At 44.6% G+C, this 17,041-nt stretch carries 15 protein-coding genes; 6 read left to right on the plus strand and 9 right to left on the minus strand.

The features are described from left to right. The 9 genes from CFE23_RS15720 to CFE23_RS15760 form a co-directional block, all read right to left on the minus strand. Positions 1–843, minus strand: an 843-nt coding sequence (locus CFE23_RS15720) for an AMP-binding protein (protein ID WP_291090110.1), incomplete at its 3' end; no start/stop codon positions are given. Between the two features lie 21 nt (positions 844–864). Next, positions 865–2,766: an AMP-binding protein gene (locus CFE23_RS15725; RefSeq protein ID WP_291090112.1), complete on the minus strand. Its 1,902-nt coding sequence runs from the start codon at positions 2,764–2,766 to the stop codon at positions 865–867. A 22-nt stretch (positions 2,767–2,788) separates the two neighbouring features. Further along, on the minus strand, positions 2,789–3,151 hold the full coding sequence (locus tag CFE23_RS15730) for a response regulator (RefSeq protein ID WP_291090115.1): 363 nt from the start codon (positions 3,149–3,151) through the stop codon (positions 2,789–2,791). A 1-nt stretch (position 3,152) separates the two neighbouring features. After that, positions 3,153–5,843: an ATP-binding protein gene (locus tag CFE23_RS15735; RefSeq protein ID WP_291090117.1), complete on the minus strand. Its 2,691-nt coding sequence runs from the start codon at positions 5,841–5,843 to the stop codon at positions 3,153–3,155. After that, positions 5,836–6,030: a hypothetical protein gene (locus CFE23_RS15740; RefSeq protein WP_291090120.1), complete on the minus strand. Its 195-nt coding sequence runs from the start codon at positions 6,028–6,030 to the stop codon at positions 5,836–5,838. Before CFE23_RS15740 ends, CFE23_RS15735 begins: the two co-directional genes overlap by 8 nt. A gap of 52 nt (positions 6,031–6,082) precedes the next feature. Then, complete coding sequence (locus CFE23_RS15745) at positions 6,083–6,313, minus strand: DUF6814 family protein (protein ID WP_291090123.1); 231 nt, start codon at positions 6,311–6,313, stop codon at positions 6,083–6,085. 10 nt (positions 6,314–6,323) lie between these two features. Continuing rightward, complete coding sequence (locus tag CFE23_RS15750; protein WP_291090126.1) at positions 6,324–7,859, minus strand: MFS transporter; 1,536 nt, start codon at positions 7,857–7,859, stop codon at positions 6,324–6,326. 22 nt (positions 7,860–7,881) lie between these two features. Continuing rightward, positions 7,882–9,261: a porin gene (locus tag CFE23_RS15755; protein ID WP_291090129.1), complete on the minus strand. Its 1,380-nt coding sequence runs from the start codon at positions 9,259–9,261 to the stop codon at positions 7,882–7,884. Positions 9,262–9,355: 94 nt separating this feature from the next. Beyond that, positions 9,356–9,775, minus strand: a complete 420-nt coding sequence (locus CFE23_RS15760) for a helix-turn-helix domain-containing protein (RefSeq protein ID WP_291090132.1) — start codon at positions 9,773–9,775, stop codon at positions 9,356–9,358. Between the two features lie 247 nt (positions 9,776–10,022). On the opposite strand from CFE23_RS15760, the gene CFE23_RS15765 reads away from it, so the two are divergent. The 6 genes from CFE23_RS15765 to CFE23_RS15790 form a co-directional block, all read left to right on the plus strand. After that, positions 10,023–10,628, plus strand: coding sequence for a flavin reductase family protein (locus CFE23_RS15765; protein ID WP_291090135.1), 606 nt, complete (start codon positions 10,023–10,025; stop codon positions 10,626–10,628). 40 nt (positions 10,629–10,668) lie between these two features. Next, the gene (locus tag CFE23_RS15770; RefSeq protein WP_291090138.1) at positions 10,669–12,969 is read left to right on the plus strand and encodes an FAD-dependent monooxygenase; all 2,301 of its coding nucleotides are present in this window, start codon (positions 10,669–10,671) and stop codon (positions 12,967–12,969) included. 48 nt (positions 12,970–13,017) lie between these two features. After that, a complete protein-coding gene (locus CFE23_RS15775) occupies positions 13,018–14,619 on the plus strand; it encodes an AMP-binding protein (protein ID WP_291090141.1) in 1,602 nt (533 codons plus the stop codon). Positions 14,620–14,622: 3 nt separating this feature from the next. Further along, positions 14,623–15,042, plus strand: a complete 420-nt coding sequence (locus CFE23_RS15780; protein WP_291090144.1) for an acyl-CoA thioesterase — start codon at positions 14,623–14,625, stop codon at positions 15,040–15,042. A gap of 27 nt (positions 15,043–15,069) precedes the next feature. Then, on the plus strand, positions 15,070–16,050 hold the full coding sequence (locus tag CFE23_RS15785) for a carbon-nitrogen hydrolase family protein (RefSeq protein WP_291090147.1): 981 nt from the start codon (positions 15,070–15,072) through the stop codon (positions 16,048–16,050). Between the two features lie 66 nt (positions 16,051–16,116). Further along, a partial coding sequence (locus CFE23_RS15790; protein WP_291090149.1) for a cupin domain-containing protein occupies positions 16,117–17,041 on the plus strand: 925 nt, incomplete at its 3' end.

Raw genomic sequence — 17,041 nt, forward strand, 5'->3', positions numbered from 1 at the left:
ATAATTGAACACGTTCTTGAAGGTATAGGCGGTATACACCATGTAGCCCGCCGTGGTATGTACCATTCCCTTTGGCTTGCCGGTCGATCCGGAAGTGTACAGGATAAACAATGGATCTTCTGCATCCATGATCTCGGCCACATTATTGTCCGAAGCTTCATCCAATAGCGGCTGCAGCCAGGTATCGCGCCCCGCAACCATATTGATGGCTTCGTTCGTCCTTTTTGCGACAAGCACATGCTTCACTGATGGGCAGTTTTGCAGCGCCTCGTCTACAATGCTCTTTAAATCAATTGTTTTGTTCCCCCTGTAACCGCCGTCGGAGGTGATTACCATTTTGCATTCAGAATCGTTAATCCGCGTCGCCAATGCCGTGGCGGAGAATCCTGCAAATACCACCGAGTGTATCGCGCCGATCCTTGCACACGCCAACACCGATACCGCGAGTTCCGGGATCATCGGCAGGTAAATGCACACGCGATCGCCTTTCCTGATACCCTGCTCACGCAGCACATTCGCCATTTTACAAACGCGTTGGTGCAATTCATTGTACGTAATGTGCAAAGCCGGTTCATCGGGATTGTTCGGTTCAAAAATGATTGCGGTCTTTGTACCGCGCCTGGCCAGATGGCGGTCTATGGCATTCTTGACGATATTCACCTTCGCATCTACGAACCATTTTACATCGGCTTCGGCCATATTAAAGTCGACTACCTTTTCCCAATGCTGGTACCAGGTAAAATTTTCCTCTGCGATCTTGCCCCAGAATTTCCTCGGTTCCCTTATCGATTTGTTATAATGCTTAAAGTATTGTTCTAAGCTGTCAATTTTGTAGTAACTCATCTTAATTGTTTTGTTGTTTTTTTACTTAATATTATAAATTCCAATGTGCCCGTGGGATAAAACGGACGCAATTTCTTCAACGATTGCTTCGTCGTCAATAGTCGACGGAATCTGGTACTCAGCGCCATCAGCAATATTTCGCATCAACTTCCTAAGGATTTTCCCTGATCGTGTTTTTGGCAATCGCTGTACAATAACCACATCTTTCAATGCAGCCACGGCACCAATCTGCTGGCGCACCAGCTTAATGACTTCCTGTTCGAGCTGGAAGTGTTCGGTATCTGCACCGAGCTTCGTCACCACCAGTGCCAATGGGATTTGCCCTTTCAGCTCATCATTAATTCCGATCACTGCACATTCCGCAACCGATGGATGCGAGGCAACAACTTCTTCCATCTCAGCCGTTGACAGTCTATGACCGGCGACATTAATCACATCATCAACCCGTCCGGTGATGTAAATGTAATCATCGTGGTCTTTAAAGCCGCCATCTCCTGAGAAATAATATCCTGGAAATCTGTTCAGGTAACCCGCCTTAAAGCGGTTGTTGTCATTCCACAAATCGAGTAAGGTTCCCGGAGGTAACGGCAGTTTGATCACGACATAGCCTTCCTCTCCTGCCTGGAGCGTCTTACCCTCTTCGTTAAAGATCCGGATATCATATCCACATACTGCTTTTCCTACAGAACCAGGCTTTATCAAAGGCATTTCAACCCCCACCATATTAGCAATCATGGGCCAGCCTGACTCCGTTTGCCACCAATGATCAATGGCCGGCACAGGAATGTGCTTGTTGAACCATTCGAGCGTCGCTACGTCACAGCGCTCCCCGGCAAGGAATTGGGTTTGCAGCGAACTTAAATCATATTGTTTTATAAAATTTCCATCAGGATCTTCTTTCTTAATCGCACGGATTGCGGTAGGTGCTGTAAACATCGCATTGACTTTATGTTCGGCAATAATCCGCCAAAAAGTCGAAGCATCAGGGGTCTTTATCGGTTTGCCTTCGAAAATGATTGTCGAATTGCGGTTGATTAGCGGTCCATACACAATGAAGCTGTGTCCCACAACCCAGCCCACATCCGATGCCGCCCAAAAAACCGCATCTTCTTGTATGTTATAAATCTTTTGCATGGAAAACTTCAGTGCCGTGGCGTATCCGCCGGTGTCACGCACAATGCCTTTCGGTTTTCCCGTGGTGCCGGAAGTATAGAGGATGTACAGTGGATGGGTGGCATCGACCGCCACGCAGGGCACTTCGTCTGAACCGTAAACCAATGCGTCATAATCGACATCATAATGTTTAAATGGAATCCTCGCACCCAGTTTCCTGTTGAATACGATGACTTTTTCGGGCTGGTGCGTGGCCTGCGATATCGCATCGTCAACCAAAGGCTTATACGCGATCAGCCTATCAATCTCAATTCCTGACGAAGCCGTGATTATCGCGCGCGGTTTGCAATCATCAATGCGAATCGCCAGTTCATGTGGTGCAAATCCGCCAAACACGACCGAATGTGTAAGTCCAATCCGTGCGCAGGCAAGCATCGCAAACGCTGCCTGTGGAATCATCGGCATGTAAATAACGACCGTGTCGCCTTTTGTTAGGCCTAAAGCCACCATTCCGCCTCCCAGTCGCGCCACCTCCGATTTTACCTCGGCAAACGTATATTTTTTGATGGTCTGTGTAACCGGTGAATCGTAAATAATCGCAGTCATATCGCCATAACCATCCTGTATGTGTTTGTCCAGTGCGAGGTAGCACGCATTCAGCTGTCCATCCTTAAACCAGACGGGATACCCGTTTTCTCCAAAAGAAAGAATAGTCTCCGGTTTTCGGTACCAGTCAATTGCTTCTGACTGTTCCCGCCAGAATCCTTTCGGATCGGTGATGCTGCGGTTGTATATTTCGTTGTAATCCATTTGTTTAATTTTTTTTTTTAGTTTATGCTAAAAGAACCGCCACCTGCTCCACGAGTTTTTTGACTGAAAAAGGTTTGGTCATGTAGGCATCGGCACCAAGGGCCATGCCCTTCTCAATATCACTTTCCTTGTTTTTCGCTGAAAGGAAAATAATTTTGCAAGTGTTGAGACGTGCATCCTGTTTGATAAATTTGATCGTGGCGTAACCATCCACGTTGGGCATCATGATATCAAGCACAATCAGGTTTGGGATTTCATGCTGTAGGATTTCAAGCGCTTCTTTTCCGTCCCGGGCAATGAATACCTCAAAGCCATGCTTCCGGAATGTGTACTCCAGTGACATAATGATATTCGGTTCATCGTCAACGATTAAAATCTTCTTCATGCTATAGCTGGTATTGTGTGGGTAATGTAAATGTGAAACACACGCCGCCGGACTCCGGGTTTGACGCCCAAATCATTCCGTTATGCATCTCGATAATCTGCCTTGAAATCGCCAATCCCAATCCGCTCCCTACCGGCTTCTTCACATTTTGTTCCTGCGATTGGTAAAATTTATCAAAGACCGATTCCAGTTCGTCCGGATTAATCGTTTTTCCATTGTTCCAGACTTTCACTTCAACGTGGAATTCGTGCGGCTCGATGTCAAGCGTAATCTTTCCGTCCCGCGCATCACAGAACTTAATCGCGTTCGATAACAGGTTGGTAATGACTTGAACGATCCGTTCTTCATCATACCAAACGGGTTGGGTGTAATGGGCGTCGTTAAAATTAAAAGAAATATTCTTATTCGAAAACAATTGCTGCAATGGATTTGCCGCTTTGCGAATGGTTTCAGAAAGGTTTCCTTCGTTTAAGTAAATTTTTTGCTTGCCGGTCTCAAACTTCTCGAGGTCAAGGATCTTGTCGATAAGCCTGTTCAGGCGGTCGGATTCGGTGATAATGTTCTGCAGGAACTGTTTACGCAATGCTTCGGGAATTTCATCGTCGTCATGCAGGATTTCGCTTGCCGCACGTATTGCGGTAATCGGTGTACGCAGCTCGTGGGTGACGGTATCGAGAAATTCATCCTTTTGTTTGTCCTTTGTTACCAAAGATTCATTTGCTTTCTTGAGCTGTGCCGAGATTTCTTTTAATTCATCCGACGTCTCCCTCAGTTTTTTATTGACGATGAGATTTTCCTTTGATTCTTCCAGGATACGGAGCACTTCCGGCAGGCTGATCTTGTCTTCTTTGGTTACGCCTTCAATCAGGATTTTCGCGGAGGCTGTACCAATATGCCCCGTCAGCAGGTTCTCAGCAAACTTGATGAGCCTGGCATCGGCCATCGTGTTGTCTTTATCGACGTTGTACTTCAGACTGAAAATACGCAGTGCCCTTTTTGTCCGCTCTTCGCCCAGGAATCGTGTCAATACCTTCTCTATATCCTTGATATACGCCGTTCCTTTCCATACAAATGCATTCTCGTGGTTGCTGATGTAACGGTTGATATCCACATACATTTCGGCATAATTGCGTTCGCGGTAATCACCCCTGAACCAGATGGAGACAATCAAATACACGACAAAATTGAATAGTAGGCTCCAGAATAACGCATGCGGAATCGGCTCCAGATAATCCAACCCGAAAAGCTGGAACGGTTTCAGCAAACGCATACCATAACCATCCATGAATGCAGCGTTGGTCGCGCCCTGGTTCATAAAGAAAGGTAGAATAATCGTATAAGTGCACACTGTCATCCCAGTCAACATGCCGGAGATCGCACCCGTTACCGAGCCACGCTTCCAGAACAGCGCCCCAAAAAATGACGGTCCAAGCTGTGCGATAATTACGAATGATATCATTCCGACGGAAACCAGCGAAAATTCAATTAGGAAATACCGGTAGAAAATATACGCCAGTATAATCAGTAAAAATATCCCGATACGCCTAATGTTGACAATACGCCGGTTGTTGTCGCCCCGCACTTTAACCTTTAAAGCATCGAGGTAACCATAAGGAATCAAAAAGTTATTACTGAGCATCGTAGATAACGTGATCGAGGAAACAATAATCATCGAAATCGCTGCTGAAAAACCGCCCAGGAAGACCAGGACAGTCATCAGGTTGTTGTTAAAGAATTTTGGGATTAACAGCGAAAACATATCAGGGTTCAACCCCTGTCCGTTGAAAAGAATATTGCCGCCCCACGCAATCGGATACACAAAAATATTGAATAGCAGCAGGTACAGAGGAAAGATCCAGATTGCTTTGCGCACATGCTTTTCCGTGTGGTTTTCCACAACGGTCATATGAAATTGGCGCGGCAGCAGGAAAATGGCAAATAGGGACAAAACGCAGAACATGAACCAGTTCATCCCACCCTCGAGTCCGTGGATCGTATTCTTTTCCTTAAAACCCTCAAGCAGTGATGCCTTCGAATAAATATCATGAAATCCATCAAACACAAAATAAGTGACATAAATTCCAAGTAAAAGGAACAGGAACAATTTGATTACTGATTCCATGGCTATGGCGGTTACGACGCCTTTCCTTTTCTCAGAGGCATCACCATAACGGGTTCCATAAAACGAAGCAAAAAGTGCCAGGATAAAAGCCACATAAGTTGCCGTGTCATTTAACACATCATGCGTGTTTTCAGTTGAAGTAACAACGTGAAATGTTTCTGAAATCGCCTTAAGCTGTAAACCAACATAAGGCAAAATTGCGATGATACAAATTATCGTAACCAACGCGCCCAAAAACCGGCTGTTTCCGTACCGCAGCGAAATAAAATCGGCAATGCTTGAAATCTTATTGACCCGCGAGATGCGAATGATTTTCTTTAGCACGATCAGCCATAACGGAAAAGCCATCACTGGTCCAAGGTAAATCGGGATATAGTTTAATCCGGACTTCGCTGCCACGCCGATGCTGCCGTAATAAGTCCATGCGGTACAATACACCGCCAATGAAAACGAATAGACATAGGCATTGTTGGTCCATTTCGAATTCCGTTTCTTTTCTGCCCACTGTGCAACGAGAAACTGGAATCCCATATAGGCCAGGAGGATGCCGATCAGTCCGAGGCTACTCATTGTACTTCCTGATAATGGTGAAAGAAATCAACGCCGAGGCAAACCATATAGAGAACACATAAAAAAGTACTACAGGAAAGCCGAGAAATTCGTCGGAAACATTAAACAATAATAACAATGGCGCATTGAATGCCATCAGCAAAAACACGCTTACCAGTACCAATTTTTGTAAATGCCGCTTTTTCATAGGATAAAGAAACAGCCTTTGGAAGTATTATCCAAAGACTGTTGTCATTATATTAGTGGTGCTTCGGTTTATCGTATTCGCCCATCAGGGCATAGTAGCCAAATGTTCCCAGTCCGAGCACAATCAGCGGTGTCAGTACAAAAAGGATGATGATTCCAAAGACCAGGTCGTCCTGTTTTTCCGATAGGAATTTTGGTAATCCGAATTTGAAGATGCAAAAATAGGCTGCTGCAACGGCCAATGCAATCCAGACCATTCCTAAAACTCTTTTGATTTGATTCATAATGATAGGATTAAATGTGAGTATTTTTCTTGTTGTTGGAGATGTAGATCATCCCGATGACAAAACATACACCGGCGATGACAATCGGATACCACAATCCTTCGAGGTAGAATTCCTTATCGCCTGCGTCTTTTGCATGGGTGACAAAATATGTCGAAATCGCTGGAAGCAGCCCCCCGAAAATACCATTCCCGACGTGATACGGCAGCGACATCGAAGTGTAGCGGATTTTCGCTGGGAACATCTCGACGAGGAAGGCAGCGATGGGTCCGTACACCATCGTGACGAAAATCACCTGTGCAAAAATAAGGAATATCAGCATCCATTTGTCGGCACTATTGATGGTGACGGTTGTTTTCACGTCGGCCTTTGGTTTACCATCGACGACGGCAGCTTTTCCATTTTCGAGCGAAACCGTTTTAATTTCGAGGAACGTTGTACCATCCGTGTATTCTCTGTGGGTAGTATAAATGGAATCCATCGTTTGTTTTTTGTTTTCTTTTAGTTCTGCAAGAAACGTGGATTTCTCCGTAATTTCGGTCTTATTCTTTACACTAGTGGTTTCATACATGCATTTATAAATCGGGCGGTAGAGCAAAATCGCGAGCAGCATCCCTCCCATCATAATGAATTTCCTTCCGACCTTATCACTGAGCCAGCCGAACAGGATAAAAAACGGCGTCCCAATAATCAAAGCGATTCCCAATAAAGTATCGACCTGCGAGGAATCAATCGACATGACCGTTTTCATAAAATTCATCGCGTAAAACTGTCCGGTATACCACACTACGCCTTGTCCCATTGTAGCGCCAAACAAAGCCAGCAACACAAATTTCAGGTTGTAACGGTTGCCGAAGCTTTCCTTTAAAGGATTGGTACTGGTTTTTCCTTCCGATTTCGCTTTGGCAAAGACCGGCGATTCAGACATGTTTTTACGGATTAGGTAGGAAATCCCGACCATAATAATCGATACCCAAAACGGTACCCGCCATCCCCAAGCATCAAATTCTTCAGGGCTTAGCACATTCTTTGTCGCGAGGATCACCATTAACGAGATGAATAGACCCACTGTCGCTGTGGTTTGTATCCAGGATGTCCAGTAACCCCGTTGTCCTACTGGCGCATGTTCTGCGACATAAGTTGCCGCGCCGCCATATTCGCCGCCCAATGCGAGTCCCTGTAGCAACCGCAATACGAGCACGAGCACCGGAGCCATAAACCCTATGGTTTCATAACTCGGAATACAGCCAATCAGGAATGTCGCGCCACCCATCAGAAGCAGCGTGACCATGAATGTATATTTTCGTCCGATCAAATCCCCAAGTCTTCCAAAGAAAAGCGCACCGAACGGGCGCACCACAAAGCCTGCGGCAAAGGTTGCCAAGGTGGATAAGAATGCTGCCGTCGGGTTGTCCGAAGGGAAAAATTTCGTTGAAATCACTACAGCGAGGCTGCCAAAGATGTAAAAGTCATACCATTCGATCATGGTACCCATTGAGGAGGCGGAAATTACTTTCCAGATTCCTTTTGTTGATTTGTTTGTCATAACTTATCGCTTTTGGTTTGGTTTATAAGTAAATCTGCAGTTGCAGTGTAAATTCGCCTTTGGTACCACTCGTTTTATCTACCGCAGTATAAATTGGGCGTGCTGAATACTGCGTGGTGACCTTAGCATGATGGCCATCCAGGAAAAAGTTAGCGCCCACATCGAATTGTGAACTTGCTTTATCCAATGCCTCAAAATTCTTCCTGGTGTAGGCGCCAAAAGGCTGTACCCTTATTTTCGGTTTTTCCGCTTTACAGGGCAACAGGAAACCTGCCTGGGTGTACCAGATGGTCCCCGTGCCGATTGTTGCCTGTGCATTTCCAGCACCAGCTAATGCTTTCGTCCCAGTAAAATTTGGGTCGGAAATTCCTACATTCATAATACCAATATTACGCAAATAATTTGGTCCAAAATCATAGTTGTAAAATACACTGTAAGCAGTGATTGCCATTTTATTTGCTTTTTTTCCGACGGGCATGTCTACGAACGCATCCGCGGCAAAAAGTTTGATGTCATGTTTTTCAATTTGGGAATTTACCGAAGTACGGGTTCCATCCTGTGCATTGTAAAATCCAGCGCCCAGGTTAAAAATCCTTTTGGTCCCGAGATAACTGCCTACTTTATAGGGAAGCACATTCGATTCCGAATCCAGAAACTGGTATTCAAAATACCCGGCTTTTGACCATTCCGTATTCCCGCTGTTGTCGACGGCCACAGCATTGGCTGCATCGGTAACGTTTACAGGAGCAATATTTGTCGAGTAGGGTTTGTTGAAGCTGACGCGGTATTCAAATTTTCCATATTTCCCTTTAGCAAACAGCCCCATCTGCCTGCCAAATTGATCCGAATTGTCTATCAAAGGCCAGTTGAATATCGGTTCGTCGACCATCAGCATATTGAGTGTGGAGGCCATGGTAATCCTCGATAAACCCATGTAATAATGCAGCCCGCCCCCTAAAGACAAACTGAACTTCTTATCCTTCTCGGGTAAAACCAATGTATATTCATTCCAGGCATCATGGAAAAACATTCCCGGCTTCTTACCTACGCCATACCCACCGGTACCACTGCCACCACTTGCACCACCAGTATCAAAACTTTGGTTGTTGATGCCGAAATGGGCGACAATCATATACCGTTTGGATAGTTGTGCCTGAATTAAAAACCGAAGCCTTCGGTTGCCAATGTCGGTGCTTTTAGTCGACGGCTCATCGGCTATCATCGTTCCGGGATTCATTTGCGTCGATCGCAACCAGATCTGGTTCCATGCTATAAAACGCATGTATTTACTACCATCCTCATTCAGGGTAAATTTCATTCCGCTGCCATATTCAGGCGAACCCTGGCAAAACCCTGAGGACCAGGTTAAAGCCAGCAAAGCGATTGTAATAATTTTCTTCATCAAAAAAATTGTTTTTGGTTGATTAACAGCAGCCAAATTCAATTTTTAAACGTAAGAAAAAAATTATTGTATATATTTTTGTAAATAAGTATAGTTATTCCTTAAAACGTTCCCATTTTATAAGCATAAACTTGTCACCCAGTTCGGTAATTATCATCCCGGCTCCGGACAATAACGACTTGTTTTTTACGTATTCTATGAGTTCCAGGTGATTGAAAATCTTATAAGTAGGGTGGTAATAGCCGTGGGATGGTTTTTTTACGCGATACTCCCTCACCCAATTGCTTACAGTGACATGTGAAACCCCGATGATCCTTTCAATTTCACGGTAACTCAACCCCTCAAGGTAAAGCTGTAACGCCTTAGTAACATAATAATCATCGATCTTTTTACCGAGTTTATTAACTGTAAAATAATAATTGCATTTTTTACACAAATACCTTTGGCGGTCTTTAATTACGCCACTTTTTACAATATGTTTATCCTGGCATTTAGGGCAACCTGAAATGTTCATATATATAAATTTTGCATAAATATACTAATTTTGCAAAATATATTTTCAGGTATTTGTAATTTTTTCACGTAATATTTACGATGTCGCTATTTATTCGAATATAAAAAAACACTTTCTGTAATCGATGGCTGACACAATACCCAAAGGGACTCCGGTTTTTTATAGAAAGGGATTGTTTTTTTTCAAACCAGAAAGCAACGTAGTTCGTGTAATTTTCCGTTATTTGTGACAAACAATAACTATTACAATGCAGTTTAATCCGAACGATATCGAGCCCAAGGCGATATACAAACTACTCACCGGGATTGTGATTCCCAGGCCTATCGGCTGGATTTCGAGTATCAGTCCCGAAGGTATTACGAATCTAGCCCCCTTTTCTTTTTTTAACGCAGTCGGTGATGACCCACCTCACGTAATGTTTTCAGCGTCAGCATCGGGAAAGGCTAATAAGGATACCTTGAATAACGTGCTTCAAACCAATCAATTCGTCGTGAATATGGTTACTGAGGAATTGGCGGAGCAAATGAATATGACCGCACATGCGTTGCCGCCTCACGAGAGCGAATTTCATTTCGCAGGCTTAACTCCCGAACCTTCATTCAAGGTCCTGCCACCACGTGTTAAGGAAAGTCCAATCACCATGGAATGTGAACTGGTCCATCATTACACGCTTGAGGATAACAAATTTGGCGGCTCAACGATAATGATTGGCCGCATCCTGATGTTTCATATCAAAGATGAATTATTGCTCGACGATTACAAGATCAATCTCGATCTATACCAGCCCATCTCTAGATTGGCCGGGCATCACTACGCCAAATTAGGAGAACTGTTCTCAATAAAAAGAAATTAATTATGACAGCTGGTCATGTTCCGCTGTGTGAAAATAGATTATGAAAATTACAGTAATTGGGGGCGGTCCCGGCGGATTATACTTTTCAATCCTGACTAAAAAAGCCATGCCGCAGGCACAAATCGATATTTACGAACGCAACAAAGCCGATGACAGTTTTGGTTTTGGCGTCGTGTTTTCCGATGAGACCTTAAGCGAATTCCTGACGCGCGATCCCAAATCGTATGAGCTGATACGAAGTAAATTTGCCTACTGGGATGACCTTGATGTTGCCCGCGACGGCGAAGTGGTCAGGATTACCGGCAACGGATTTTGTGGTTGTTCCAGAAAAACACTATTGCAATTGCTGCAACAGCGGTGCGTCGAAGAAGGTGTCGGGTTGCACTTTGAAGCCAATGTGGATGATCTTTCCGCTTTCGCAGATGCTGATTATATTGTCGCGTCGGACGGTATCAATAGTCAAATTCGTGAACAGCATTCCGATGATTTTGGCACCGAAATCGATTTGAAGAAAAATAAATTCGTCTGGCTGGGTTCTACAAGACCGCTTGATGCGTTCACTTATTTTTTCCGTTCTACCCCGTTCGGGACATTTGTCGCCCATACCTATCAATACGAGCAGGGAATGAGTACCTGGATTTTTGAATGTGCTCCCGAAACCTGGGAAAAGGCAGGATTTATTACGACGGATGAAGAAAGTACCATTAGTAAATTAGCCGAAATATTTAAGGAAGAACTGCAGGGACACGGATTGATATCCAATCGCTCGCACTGGCGGCAATTTCCCGCAGTTACCAATAAGCATTGGTCGAAAGACAATATCGTTTTAATAGGTGATGCCAAAGCTACTGCCCACTACTCCATCGGATCCGGGACAAAATTGGCCATGGAAAGCGCCATCGCATTGTCAGATTCCATCGTCGAATTTAGTACTGACAAGGAAAAGGCATTTGCCAAATATGAGCAGCTGCGCCGCAATCGCGTTGAAACCATCCAGCATGCGGCCAACGTTTCTCTGGATTGGTTTGAAAACATGGATCGGCATATGCAGCATGATTTTATGCAGTTTGCATTCGGCGTCATGACACGAGCAAAAAAGGTCACCTTTGAAAACCTTGCGATGCGCGACAATTCGTTTACCGAAAAAGTGTTGTCCGGTTTCAACGCTGAAAGCGAAATAAAGAACACACCCCCAGCTTTCACTTCTTTCCAATTGCGTGATATGAAGCTCGAAAATAGGATTGTGATGTCGGCCATGGGGCAATACAGCGCAAATGACGGACTCGTCAATGACTGGCATTTTGTGCATTATGTGGCCCGTGCCATTGGCGGTGTGGGTTTAATCATCACCGAAATGACCGCGATTTCACCTACTGGACGTATTACTCCCGGTTGTGCCGGAATTTGGTCTGAAAAACAGGTAATTGCATGGAAAAAAATCACCCATTTTGTTCATGAAAATACCAAAGGTAAAATCGGAATCCAAATAGGGCACTCCGGAAGGAAAGGCAGCATAAGTGTACCTTCAGCCGGGAATAATATTCCGCTTGAAGACGGTTGGGAACTCATTTCTGCCTCCCCTATTGCGTTCGCGGAACAAATGCCGGTTCCGAAAGGAATCGATGCTTCTGATATGGAAATTGTGATTTCAGAATTTACCCGCGCCGCAATCAACGCTGATAAGGCAGGTTTCGATATGATTGAACTGCAGGCGCATCACGGATTCTTATTGGCTTCATTCCTATCGCCTTTAACCAATAAAAGAAAGGATCATTTTGGCGGAAGCCTTGAAAACAGGCTGCGCTTTCCTTTGCAGGTTTTCCATGCGATGCGAAAAGCTTTTAATAGCGATAAGCCAATGTCCGTAAGAATTTCCGCTTCCGATTGGGCGGAAAATGGCATTACAATGGAGGAAGTGATATCGATTTCAAATGCGTTTAAGGAGGCTGGTGCCGATATCATTAATGTTTCCACGGGAAATACCGTCAGCCATCAGAAACCACAACTCGGACGCATGTGGCAAACGCCATTTTCAGATACGGTCCGAAACACGGTTCATGTCCCAACAATTACCACTGGGTTTATACAGGATATCGACCAAATCAACACCATTCTATTAAATGGCCGTGCCGATTTGGTAGCGTTGGGGAGGCCGTTGTTGCTCGATCCCAATTTTGTCCGCCATGCACAGGCTTATGAAAACTTCCGCCCGGATGATATTCCGAAGCAATATATTACGGGCACTTCACATCTTTATCCGCTGCACGCTTCGGATAGGAAAGAAAAAGAAGGCATGAGGAAAGCGTTGAAGCCGGAAAGCCATAAGACAATTAATAATTAATAATTAATAATTGATAATTAACAATTAACAATTAACAATTAACAATTAATGAAGCATTACGAAGACAATTTCGCACACATGCATTTACCGGATGAATCGCTTCGTCCGGACATCGTAATCGATCATCCCGATTTTCAGTTTGACGGGAGTTTAAATTGTGTCGAGAAATTACTCGACAATCATGTAAAGCAAGGCCACGGAAATTCCATAGCTATCCGCACTTTCGAAACCACCTGGACCTATCAGGATTTATATGATAAATCCAACCAGATTGCCCATGTCCTGACAAACGACCTCGGTTTTGTTTCCGGCAATCGGGTGTTGATTCGTGCAGCGAATAACCCAATGTTTGTGGCCATTTGGTTTGCGGTTTTAAAAGCGGGCGGAATTGTGGTGGCGACCATGCCGCTGTTACGCGAAAAAGAACTTTCGGTCATGATCGAAAGTGCCGAAATATCCCATGCCTTCTGTGATTACCGACTCGAAGACGAGCTTGCTGCTGTAAAGTCACCTTTCCTTAAACAGGTCATTACGTTTGATGGTACAGAGACAACAATGTCAAAACTGGAAACCTTAATGCATAACAAGCCAGCCGCATTTCAGAATTATCACACCATGGCGGACTCGGTGGGATTGATCGGCTTTACTTCCGGGACTACAGGAAAGCCTAAAATGACTTCACACTTTCATCGCGATATATTGTTGATCTGTGAAGCATTTCCAAAATATTCGCTGCAGCCAAAACCCGAAGATATTTTTACAGGAAGTCCGCCATTGGGCTTTACGTTTGGTTTGGGGGGATTGGTTTTATTTCCGTTTTATTTTGGTGCGTCTACCTTCTTAATAGAGAAACCTTCTCCCGAATTGCTGCTGAAGGCCATTTCAGAATATAAAGTGACCATTTGTTTTACGGCACCGACGGCCTGGCGGATCATTACAACTTTGGTAAAAGATTACGATATATCGTCGCTTCGGAAGTGTGTGTCGGCGGGCGAGACCTTGCCGCTTAAGGTTTGGGAAGATTGGCACGACGCCACAGGCCTGAAAATAATTGATGGCATCGGGTCCACTGAAATCCTGCATATTTTTATTTCATCCCACGAGGAAAATATGCGCAAAGGCGCTACCGGCGTTCCCATTCGCGGTTACGAAGCAAAAATCATCGATGCCGATGGAAATGAATTGCTGGCCAATGAACCCGGGCGGCTTGCCGTGCGCGGCATTACCGGTTGTAAATACCTGAATTCGCCCGAAAAGCAGCAGGAATATGTTGAAAACAAATGGAATATTACCGGCGACATTTTCCGGAAAGACGAAGACGGTTATTTTTGGTTTGTAGCGCGTGGCGACGATATGATTATTTCTTCCGGCTATAATATTGCCTCGATTGAAGTTGAAAGTGTATTGCTATGTCATGATGATATTGCCGAATGTGCTGTTGTCGGGTTGCCTAACGAAGAACGCGGCATGCTCGTTTGTGCTTACATTGTGCTCAAGGATATGGCTAAAGCCAGTGACGACCTGGCAAAATCGATACAGGAATGGTTTAAGAAAACCGCGGCGCCGTATAAATATCCACGGGAAATCCATTTTGTGGAATCATTACCAAAAACGGAAACAGGAAAGATTCAACGATTCAAATTAAAATAAGCCATGATATTTACCAAAAATGAGAAAATACGCTTCAAACACGTCGATTATGCCGGCATTGTTTTTTATCCACGTTTCCTGGAGATGCTTAACGATTTGGTTGAAGACTGGTTTGACGAAGCGCTCGACCGGCCTTTTTCCAAAATTCATGAAACCAATGGCATCCCGACAGTGGACTTAAAAGTGCAGTTTAAAAAAGCGGCGCGTATTGGTGAAGTACTGACGAAATCGCTTTGGGTCATCAACCTTGGTGGAGCGTCGGTGAATTGTGGCTTTAAGTTCGAAGATGAAAATGGAAAAACCTGTCTGGAAGGCGAAGTCACATTAGTGAACGTAGCTTTAAACAAAGGAAGTAATGATATCAAAGCCGAAGCATTTTCAGAGGAAACCAGAGCTAAAATCAGTACATTTATCATCGCATAATTCATAATTTGTAATTCGTAATTATTCATGGATTTTCCAAAATTTAAAGCCGCCACAGTACAGACATCGCCCGTTTTTCTAAACGTTGATAAAACGATTGACAAGGCGATCGCATTGGTTAAGGAAGCTTCTGCCAATGGTGCACAGCTGATTGCCTTTCCTGAAGTGTTTGTTGCAGGCTATCCGTATTGGAACTGGATCATGACGCCGGTTCAGGGAAGCTCTTGGTACGAAAAATTATACCGCAATTCTGTGACGGCACACGGTCCGGAAATCGCAAAAATACTCAAGGCTTCAAAAGACTACAACATCCATATTGTTATCGGGATTAATGAACGTGGCGACAGTTACGGCGAAATCTACAATACCAACCTGATTATCGACAACCACGGAAACCTGATTGGAAAGCACCGCAAATTGGTCCCAACCTGGGCAGAGAAACTCACCTGGACATCAGGTGACGGGTCGTCTTTAAAAGTGTATAAAACTGAAATCGGCCCCATCGGGACGTTAGCCTGTGGCGAAAACACCAACACGCTTGCGCGTTTTACGTTGTTGTCCCAGGGTGAATTGATCCATATTGCCAATTATATTTCGCTTCCTGTGGCACCGCCTGACTATGATATGGCCGAAGCCATTAAGATACGCGCGGCTGCGCATTCGTTTGAAGGTAAGTTGTTTACGATTGTTTCCTGCTCTACCATTTCGAAGGAAATTATGGAGATTATGAAACAGGATGTTCCGAACGCTGAGGAATTATTGACAAGAAAAAATTCTGCTTTTTCAGGATTTATCGGACCAAATGGCGCGGTTATTGGCGAACCATTAATTGACGATGAAGGAATTGTTTACGCTGAAATCGACCTTGCCAAATGTATACAACCGAAGCAAATGCACGACATACTCGGACATTACAACCGCTTTGACATTTTTGATTTGCGCGTGAATGTAGCTCCAACCAGGAAGATCACATTTATTGACAATCAGGAGGATTTTAATAAGAGATAAACCGATGCTTTAAGAGATTAAGCCTTAAATCTTAATATCTTAATGTTCCAAAAATAGCATTCAAGAATGGAAGAAAAACACAATGACGATGTTATCGGCCGTGCCAGGGTAAAAGACACACCTGAACTCGAAGCCTATTACAAAGAACTCGAAACCCTTGGTGCCGGTGCATTATGGACCGTGGCAAATGATATTGAACCTTGGGAACCGCGTCCTTCGTCAGTCCCGATGTTATGGAAGTATGACGATTTGCGCGAACTGGTGTTAAAGTCGTCCGAATTGGTGACGCCCGAACAGGCAGGAAGACGGGTCGTTTATCTTGTGAATGACAAACGGAAAGACGTTTCAGCAGCTGTTGGCTGGTTGTACACCGGAATCCAGGTGACACGTCCGGGCGAAAGTACTTCGGCGCACCGCCACAAAGCATCGGCACTGCGTTTTATTATGGAAGGTGAAGGTGGCTACACGGTCGTTGACGGCAATAAAATCACTTTTGAGGTTAACGATTTTGTGATTACCCCCAATTCCACCTGGCATGAACACGGCGTAGCTCCCGATGGTAAAACCTGTATCTGGCAGGATGGCCTGGATATTCCTTTGGTCAATGCGTTGGAAGCTAACGATTATGCGGTGTTTGATGGCAAGCAGCCGTTGGATTTTCCGGTAAATCATTCGCCTTTATCGTATAGCGCGTCAGGATTGATTCCAGCGGATAAAGTTTGGGATAAACCCTATTCTCCTTTATTTAAGTATTCCTGGAAACAGGTGTATCCTGCGTTACTGGAAGCGGGAAAAGTCAATGAAGGCAATCCGTATGACGGCATTTTGATGCATTACACCAATCCAGCGACCGGCGGGCATGTGATGCAAACAATGGGCGCGTCGATGCAATTGCTGCGGGCCGGAGAACATACCAAAGCCCATAAACATACGGGATCTTTTGTTTACCAATGTGCGAAAGGAAAAGGCTATTCTGTGATTGGCGGCAAAC

The organism is Flavobacterium sp. BFFFF1, from assembly GCF_002256285.1.
Classification (GTDB): Bacteria; Bacteroidota; Bacteroidia; order Flavobacteriales; family Flavobacteriaceae; genus Flavobacterium.

Coding starts and splice junctions, on each gene's coding strand:
- CFE23_RS15725 (WP_291090112.1), bottom strand. CDS start 2,766: ATGGATTACAACGAAATATACAACCGCAGCATCACCGATCCGAAAGGA.
- CFE23_RS15730 (WP_291090115.1), bottom strand. CDS start 3,151: ATGAAGAAGATTTTAATCGTTGACGATGAACCGAATATCATTATGTCA.
- CFE23_RS15735 (WP_291090117.1), bottom strand. CDS start 5,843: ATGAGTAGCCTCGGACTGATCGGCATCCTCCTGGCCTATATGGGATTC.
- CFE23_RS15740 (WP_291090120.1), bottom strand. CDS start 6,030: ATGAAAAAGCGGCATTTACAAAAATTGGTACTGGTAAGCGTGTTTTTG.
- CFE23_RS15745 (WP_291090123.1), bottom strand. CDS start 6,313: ATGAATCAAATCAAAAGAGTTTTAGGAATGGTCTGGATTGCATTGGCC.
- CFE23_RS15750 (WP_291090126.1), bottom strand. CDS start 7,859: ATGACAAACAAATCAACAAAAGGAATCTGGAAAGTAATTTCCGCCTCC.
- CFE23_RS15755 (WP_291090129.1), bottom strand. CDS start 9,261: ATGAAGAAAATTATTACAATCGCTTTGCTGGCTTTAACCTGGTCCTCA.
- CFE23_RS15760 (WP_291090132.1), bottom strand. CDS start 9,775: ATGAACATTTCAGGTTGCCCTAAATGCCAGGATAAACATATTGTAAAA.
- CFE23_RS15765 (WP_291090135.1), top strand. CDS start 10,023: ATGCAGTTTAATCCGAACGATATCGAGCCCAAGGCGATATACAAACTA.
- CFE23_RS15770 (WP_291090138.1), top strand. CDS start 10,669: ATGAAAATTACAGTAATTGGGGGCGGTCCCGGCGGATTATACTTTTCA.
- CFE23_RS15775 (WP_291090141.1), top strand. CDS start 13,018: ATGAAGCATTACGAAGACAATTTCGCACACATGCATTTACCGGATGAA.
- CFE23_RS15780 (WP_291090144.1), top strand. CDS start 14,623: ATGATATTTACCAAAAATGAGAAAATACGCTTCAAACACGTCGATTAT.
- CFE23_RS15785 (WP_291090147.1), top strand. CDS start 15,070: ATGGATTTTCCAAAATTTAAAGCCGCCACAGTACAGACATCGCCCGTT.